Below are 7,016 nucleotides of genomic sequence, written 5' to 3' on the forward strand. Positions count from 1 at the left end.
GTCCCGCTGGCAGCGACGTCGGTCCACCCGCCGCCTCCGACCAGGCCGATGCCCGCCCCCCTGCCCTGGTCGCGACGCGGCTGCGCTGCTCGGGTGTCGCGTGGCAGAGCAGCGGCCGGCCCGTGCCACAGATCGTGGTCGATTCCGCGGCGGGCGTCCGCGGGCCGGCCTGGTGGACGCCTCGGCGGTCCCGGCCGCGCGCGTCGGACCCGATCGTGCGACGGCTCGTCGACGGCAGCCAGGCCACTGCGGCGGGCCGCTTCCTCCTGCCGCCCTGGGCCGAGCCCGACTGCCTTCCGCTCGCCCCGCCGGGATTGTTCACCGTGCACCTGGGCAGCGGCGCCGCCGGCTTCCAGGCCCTCGGTCGGCCCCTCCCGCCGTCGTTGCTGGCCCGGGTGATCCGCGCCTGCCCCGAGTGGCGCGGCCGGCCGCTGCTGCTGCTGCCACAGCCACAGCCGGCGCCTGACCGCCTCGCCCGGCTGGTCACCGCCCTGGTCGCCGACCTGCGGATCCCCGTCTACACCGCCGACGCGGGCGTCTGGCTGCTGGCCGGTGCCGCGGTCACCGGCGCGACCTTCCGACGCTGGCCCGTCCGGCGCCCCGACGGCGAGGCCGGTCCGGGGGTCCCGACCGCCGTCGGTTCGTGGCTGCCCCGGCCCGAGCCCCTGACCATCCGGTCACGCCCGGCTCGCCAGACCTGCCCGAGTGCTCCTGCGGCGCCGGTCGAGCTTCCTGCGGCGCCGGTCGAGGCTGCTGCGGTACCGGTTGCGTCTGCGGTACCGGTTGCGTCTGCGGTACCGGTCGAGGCTGCGGTACCGGTCGAGGCCATGGCCGAGGTGCGCCCGTTGCCCCTGGGCGCGGTGAGGGGACCGGGCGAACTCGGCCCCGTGCCCGGGGTGCTGCGGCGCGCTCTGCCCGCTGACAGCGGTCATGGGTACCTACAGGGAGTCGGCGGGCCCCCGTGGCCGACGCAGGTTGATGGCGGGCACGGGTATCCGTCGGCAGGGAACGGGTGGGGCGGCGCGGCCGCGTCCACCGCGACGCGGGCCGGCGTGGTCGGCCCCGGGCCGGGTGGGAGGAGCGGGGTTCCGGGTCGCCGCGGTCGTCTGCTGACGTTCCCCGGAGGGCGGCCACCCCGGCCACCCGGCTCCGAAGCCGCCCAGAGGGAAACGGACCGGGGGTATCCCGCGAGCGACGCCGGGCGGGGGATCGCCGGCCCGCCGGGCCACGGAGGGAGCCTCCCATCCGGCGATCTCCCTGCGCTCTGGGATCCCACCGAGGGCGAGGAACGTCCCACGCTCTGGGATCCCGCTGAGGGCGGGGACTTCGCCGACGCCGCCGGTTCCCCCGCGGCCGGCAGAGCACAAGTGTCTGCGCCGGGCGCGCAGGCGGGCGCGGCGGGCGGGCGCCGGCCCTGGTGGGCGGTGCCTCCCCACGCGACGGTGGCGGATCGTGACCGGTTGCGGGTCGTGCTCGGGTGGCGCTACGAAAGCCACGCCCGCGCCGTGCTGAGCACGCTCGCGCTGCATCCCGGCCTGCGGGCGGCGGCCGGGCCGGACGACGTCCTCGCCGGCCTCGTCTGCGTGCGCGCCTACCTGACCGGGGCCGGGCGGCCGGCCGACGCAGAGGGACCTGCCGGCCCCGGCCCCACCGGCGCGCAGCCGGGTCACCGGGTGGACCTGGTGCTGCGTGACGGCGGCCGACGCCCGGCCGACGCCGATGCCTTCCTGCTGGCCCGCTGCGCCTGCGCGGGGCTGGCCAGGCTGCCGGCGGTCGTTGGCCCGGTGTACCGCACCGCCCGCCCGGACCAGGCCGTCGCCGGCCGCTACCGGCCCGGCGACGTGCTGGTCGAACCGGGCTTCCTCACGGTGTCGACGGAACCGGGGGAGTTGACGGGGCCGGGGGCGCGGCCAGGAGCGGCGGAACGTTCCGGGCACCTGGTGGAGTACGTCATCTGGTCCTCGACGGCCCGCCGGACCAGTGGGCTCGTCCCGGATCGGGACCGCTCCTCGGCCGACGCCCTGTTCGCCGCCGGGACCCGCTTCGCCGTGCTCGCCGTCGAGCACGGCGCCGCCGGCCGTGACGTCGGCGCCGCCGCTGACGGCGATGGTGCCGGCGACCGTGACCGGGTCGGCCAGGGCACCGGAGCCGGCGTGACCTCGCCGCGGGTACTGCTGCGCGAACTGGTCGGCGGTCGCCTCGACAGCGCGATGGACGAGCGTGCACTGCAACGGCTGCACGAGCGCCTGGAGGCTCGGCCACCCTCCGCTTCCGGTCCGAGGGGTGCCATCGCGAGGGGTGCCGCTGCGGGGGGTGCCCCGTCGGCTGGGCCGCGGACCGCCGTCGGGCTCGATGACGACGGCCGCGCCTTCGACCCCGACGGGGCCCATCCGGTCGACGGCGCCGGACCGGCCGCGGCGCGATGACGCACCACCGGGGACACGCCCAAGGAGCAAGCGATGACCGCAACCGTCCTGTCCGTCTCCGCCACGGACGCCGACTGTGTGACCGGGATCGGGCGGGCACTCGTCGCCGCGGGTCCGGGGGACACCGTCGCCGTGCGTCCCGGGCTGTACCGGGAGTCGCTGGTGTTCACCCGGGACGTCATCCTGGTCGCCGAGGAGGGGCCCGGCAGCGTCGTCATCGAAGTGCCATCCGGTGCCGCCCTGCTCGTCGCCGGCGGTGAGGTGTGGCTGCGCGATCTGGAACTGCGCGGCGGTGACGAGCACCTGCCGCTGGTGCAGGTGGCCGGCGGGCTGCTGCGGATGGACGACTGCGAGATCCGTGCCAGTGCGGCGGCCGCGGTGCACCTGCGCGGCGGGCGGGCGTTGATGCGCGGGGGCAGCATCGCCAACCCGGCCGGCGCTGCCGTGGTGGCCGACGCCGGCGACGCCGAGTTCACCGGCGTCGTGGTGGAGTCGATCGGGGGGCCCGGGCTCGTCGTGTCCGGTGATGCCTCGCCGGTGCTGCGCGGCTGCGTGATCCGCGGCGTCAACGGGATCGGGGTGCTGGCCGCCGGGACGGGCTCGCCGCTGCTGGCGGACTGCCGGATCGGCCCGGTGACGGGCTTCGGCGTCCTCGCCCAGCAGGAGACCCGGCTGCGGCTGGTCACCTCCGAGATCTCCGGTGGTCAGGTCAGTCTGCTCGCCGCCGACGGCGCCCGGCCCACCCTCGACCGGTGCGCGCTGCGGGAGGCGGCGGGCCACGGCGTCGTCACCCGGGACCGGGCCGAGCCGGGCCTGGTGGACTGCATCATCGAGCGTCCCGCCGGCCATGGGCTGCACGCCGCGGGCCGCTCCGCACCCGTCCTCGACCGCTGCGCGGTGCGCGGCAGCGGCGCGGCCGGGGTGGTCGCCGACGAGGCCGCCCGCCCGACGGTGTCCGCCAGTGAGATCGACGGCTGCGCCGACGTCGGTGTCCTGCTGCTCGGCGAGTCGACGGCGCGCCTCGACGGGGTGCGGGTGCACGCCAGCCCGATCGGGGTGGCCATCGAGGGCGCCGCCGCGCCGCGGCTGAGCGGGCTCGACCTCGACGATGTCACCTACGGTCTGCACGCCACCGGCGGCGCCGGCCGGTTCGCGGACAGCCGCGTGCATGACGCCCGGCGTGCCGGGGTGCGCCTGGCGGGGGAGGCGACGACCGAGTTGCACAACGTCCGGGTCGCCCAGGGCCGGATCGGCATCGAGATCGTCGCGCAGGCATCCCCGATCCTGCGTGCTGTGGAGGTCGACGGTGCCCGGGACGCCGGGATCCTCGTCCGCGACGGTGCCTACGCGCGGCTGACCAGCAGCCGGGTGCACGGCACCGCCGGGCCCGGGGTTGTCCTCGGGCCGGGCACTCGGGCGACGATCTCCGACACCGAACTGGTCGGCAATCGAGGGCCGGGCCTGCTCGTCGAGACCGACCAGGAGGTCACGATCTCCGGCGGCGTGGTGCGCGGCAACGCCGGCGACGCCGTCCAGGCGGCGACGCCGCCGGCGCGGCTGCGGATGAGCGGCGTCGACCTGGGCCACAACAACATTCCCGTCGACCTGCCGAGCCCGGCGCAGGTCACCGCGCCCGCCCGGCCGGCGCCCACCGGGTGGCCCCCCGCACCGGCGCCGCAGTCGTCCGTGTCCCCGCAGTCGTCCGTGCACCCCGAGCCCAGGTCATCGGAGCCCGGGTCACCCGCGCCCGCGGGGCATCGCGATGGATCCGGCGGGGCCGGCGGGCCGGCGGGCCGGCCGGTGGGGGATCCGGCGCCCGGCCTGCGGGTTCCGCCTGAGCAGACCCCGACGGACCCGACCGATCCGACGGGTGGCGGCCCGTCCCCGGCCGGTCCGGACCTGGCGGAGCCCGACCCGGTGGCGGCGCTGCTCGTCGAGCTGGACGCCCTCGTCGGGCTGGACGGTGTCAAGCGGGAGGTCGCCACCCTCGTCGGGCTGCACCAGGTGGCCAAGCGGCGGCGGGAGGCCCGGCTCAGCGTCCCGCCGATGTCGCGCCACCTGGTCTTCGCCGGCCCGCCGGGAACCGGCAAGACCACCGTCGCCCGGCTGTTCGGCCGGATCCTGGCCGCGCTCGGGGTGCTCACCGGCGGAAAGATCGTCGAGGTGGCCCGCGCCGATCTCGTTGCCGAACATGTCGGCGGCACCGCGGTGAAGACCACCGCCAAGTTCGAAGAGGCGCTCGGCGGGGTGCTGTTCATCGACGAGGCGTACACGCTGACCCCGGCGGACGGCAGCGGTCACGACTTCGGCCGGGAGGCCATCGACACGCTGGTGAAACTGATGGAGGACCACCGCGACGAACTCGTCGTCGTGGTCGCCGGTTACTCCACGCAGATGCGTTCCTTCCTCGCCGCCAACCCCGGCCTGGACTCCCGCTTCTCCAAGACCATCGAGTTCGCCAGCTACTCCAGTACCGAGCTCGTCACGATCGTGCAGCGGCTCTGCCGCAGCCACCACTACGCCCTGGAGTACGAGACCCAGGAGGCGCTGCGCGGGCACTTCGAGTCGTTGCCGCGCACGGAGACCTTCGGCAACGCCCGGGTCGCCCGGCAGGTGTTCGAGGAGATGCTGGGACGCCAGGCGTACCGGCTGGCGGCCACCCCGGACGCCCCCGAGCTCGAACTCGCCCGGCTGCTGCCCGAGGACCTCGGCGACACCGCCGCCGACGACCAGGAGGCGGCCGCCGGCCAGCGCCGCGCCGTCGACGCGCTGCTCCAGCGCCTCGACGCGATGATCGGCCTGGACGAGGTCAAGCGGGAGGTCGCCGACCTGGTCGACCTCATCGCGTCGGCGAAGGCACGCCTGGAGGCGGGCCTGCCCGCGCCGTCGCTGTCCCGGCATCTGGTCTTCGCCGGGCCGCCCGGCACCGGGAAGACGACGGTGGCCCGCCTGTACGGGCAGCTCCTGGCCGCCCTCGGCGTCCTGCGCACCGGTCAGGTCGTCGAGGTCTCCCGTGCCGACCTGGTCGGCCAGTACGTCGGGCACACGGCGGTGAAGACGACGAAGGTGTTCGACTCCGCGCGCGGCGGCGTGCTGTTCATCGACGAGGCGTACACGCTCACCGCCCACGGGGAGGGCCACGACTTCGGCCGGGAGGCCATCGACACGCTGGTCAAGCTGATGGAGGACCACCGCGACGACATCGTCGTCATCGCCGCCGGCTACACCGCGGACATGGCCCGGTTCCTGGCCAGCAACGCCGGTCTCGCCTCCCGGTTCAGCCACGAGATCCGCTTCGCCTCCTACTCCGCCGACGACCTGGTGTCGATCTTCGGGCGGATGGCCCGCGCGGGCGGTTACGAGCCGCACGGCGAGGCCCTGGAGCTGCTGCGCCGCCACTTCGCCGGCCTGCGTCGCGACGAGACCTTCGGCAACGGCCGTTACGCCCGCCAGACCCTCGACCGGGTGATCGTGCGCCAGGCCGGCCGCCTGCGCACGGTCCCCGCCCCGACCACCGACGACCTGCAGCAGCTGCTGCTGGCCGACGTGAGCGCGGCGCTGGCCCCCCGATGAGGGCTGCCGGCGGCCGCTCGCCGGCGGCCGCTCGCCGGCGGGTGCGAAAGGTCGGCGAACGTGACGGCCGCCGGGGCTTCAGCTGGAGCGCAGGCCGCTGCTCTCGGCCTCGCGGCGCAACGTCCGCAGGGCGTAGTGCACCCGGCTCTTGACCGTCCCCTCCGGGATGCCCAGGGCCGCGGCGGCCTGCGCGCAGGTGCGGTCCCGCAGGTACACCTCGACGACGGCGGCCCGGTGCTGCGGCCAGATGCGGCCCAGTGCCGCCTGCACCGTGGCCGACAGCAGCACCGACTCGGCATGGTCGGGCTGCGCGGCGACCTCGGCGTGCTCCGCCGCGAGCGCCAGCTCGGGTGGGCGGGCCTGGCGGGTGCGGTGCCCGTCGACGACCAGGTTGTGGGCGACCCGGCGCAGCCAGCCGTGCACCGATCCGTGTTCGGGCGTCAGCCGGTCGAGGTGGTGCCAGGCACGCAGGAACGTCTCCTGGACGATGTCCTCCGCCCGGCCGCGGTCACCGCCGGTGAGCCGGGTGGTGTAGGCGAGCAGGGCGCTGCGGTGCATGCGCACGAGGTCGTCGAACGGATCCTCCGGCGGTCGCCCAGCGCCGGGGGACGCCGGCCCGGCGGTGTCCGCGGGGGGAGACGGCAGTCCGGCGAGGTCCGTGGCGGCGGGCTCGGCCGGGACGACGGGTGTGGCGTCGGTGCGTGTCTGCGGCATGCCACGACCGTCGCCGTTTGGCGGGGGGCGGCTCTACGGAGCTGTCCCCCAGGACCGGGGTGGCGTCCCCCGACCCGGGTAGGGCTGTCCCTACCCGGGTCGGACTGCTGCGACAGCTCCCTCCGCCGGCGCCCGCGGCGCGGTCGGCGAGGCGCTCGCCGGCGCCGTGGACGGAGAGCCCTGCGACCGGTGCGCGTAGCCGTAGAGCCCGCCGGCGAGCGCCGCAAGCAGCAGGACGGCGACGGCGACGATGATGCCGACCGCCAGGCGGCGGCGGCTCAGCGGCGGACGCGGGCTCAGCGG

General features: G+C 76.2%; 3 protein-coding genes and 1 pseudogene. 2 read left to right on the top strand and 2 right to left on the bottom strand.

Annotated elements, in window-relative coordinates:
- Together NBZ85_RS25065 and NBZ85_RS25070 are read left to right on the top strand one after the other, a co-directional pair.
- Positions 1-2,426 (top strand): annotated as a pseudogene (locus NBZ85_RS25065) (hypothetical protein); the annotation flags it as partial.
- A 33-nt stretch (positions 2,427-2,459) separates the two neighbouring features.
- A complete protein-coding gene (locus NBZ85_RS25070) occupies positions 2,460-5,999 on the top strand; it encodes an AAA family ATPase (RefSeq protein ID WP_261562702.1) in 3,540 nt (1,179 codons plus the stop codon).
- A 78-nt stretch (positions 6,000-6,077) separates the two neighbouring features.
- Here the strand turns inward: NBZ85_RS25070 and NBZ85_RS25075 are convergent, their stop codons facing one another.
- Both NBZ85_RS25075 and NBZ85_RS25080 read right to left on the bottom strand, forming a co-directional pair.
- Positions 6,078-6,713: a sigma-70 family RNA polymerase sigma factor gene (locus NBZ85_RS25075; RefSeq protein ID WP_261559788.1), complete on the bottom strand. Its 636-nt coding sequence runs from the start codon at positions 6,711-6,713 to the stop codon at positions 6,078-6,080.
- A gap of 90 nt (positions 6,714-6,803) precedes the next feature.
- The coding region (locus NBZ85_RS25080; RefSeq protein WP_261562703.1) for a hypothetical protein at positions 6,804-7,016 on the bottom strand (213 nt) is incomplete at its 5' end.

This window comes from Frankia tisae, from assembly GCF_025403405.1.
GTDB lineage: Bacteria > Actinomycetota > Actinomycetes > Frankiales > Frankiaceae > Frankia > Frankia tisai.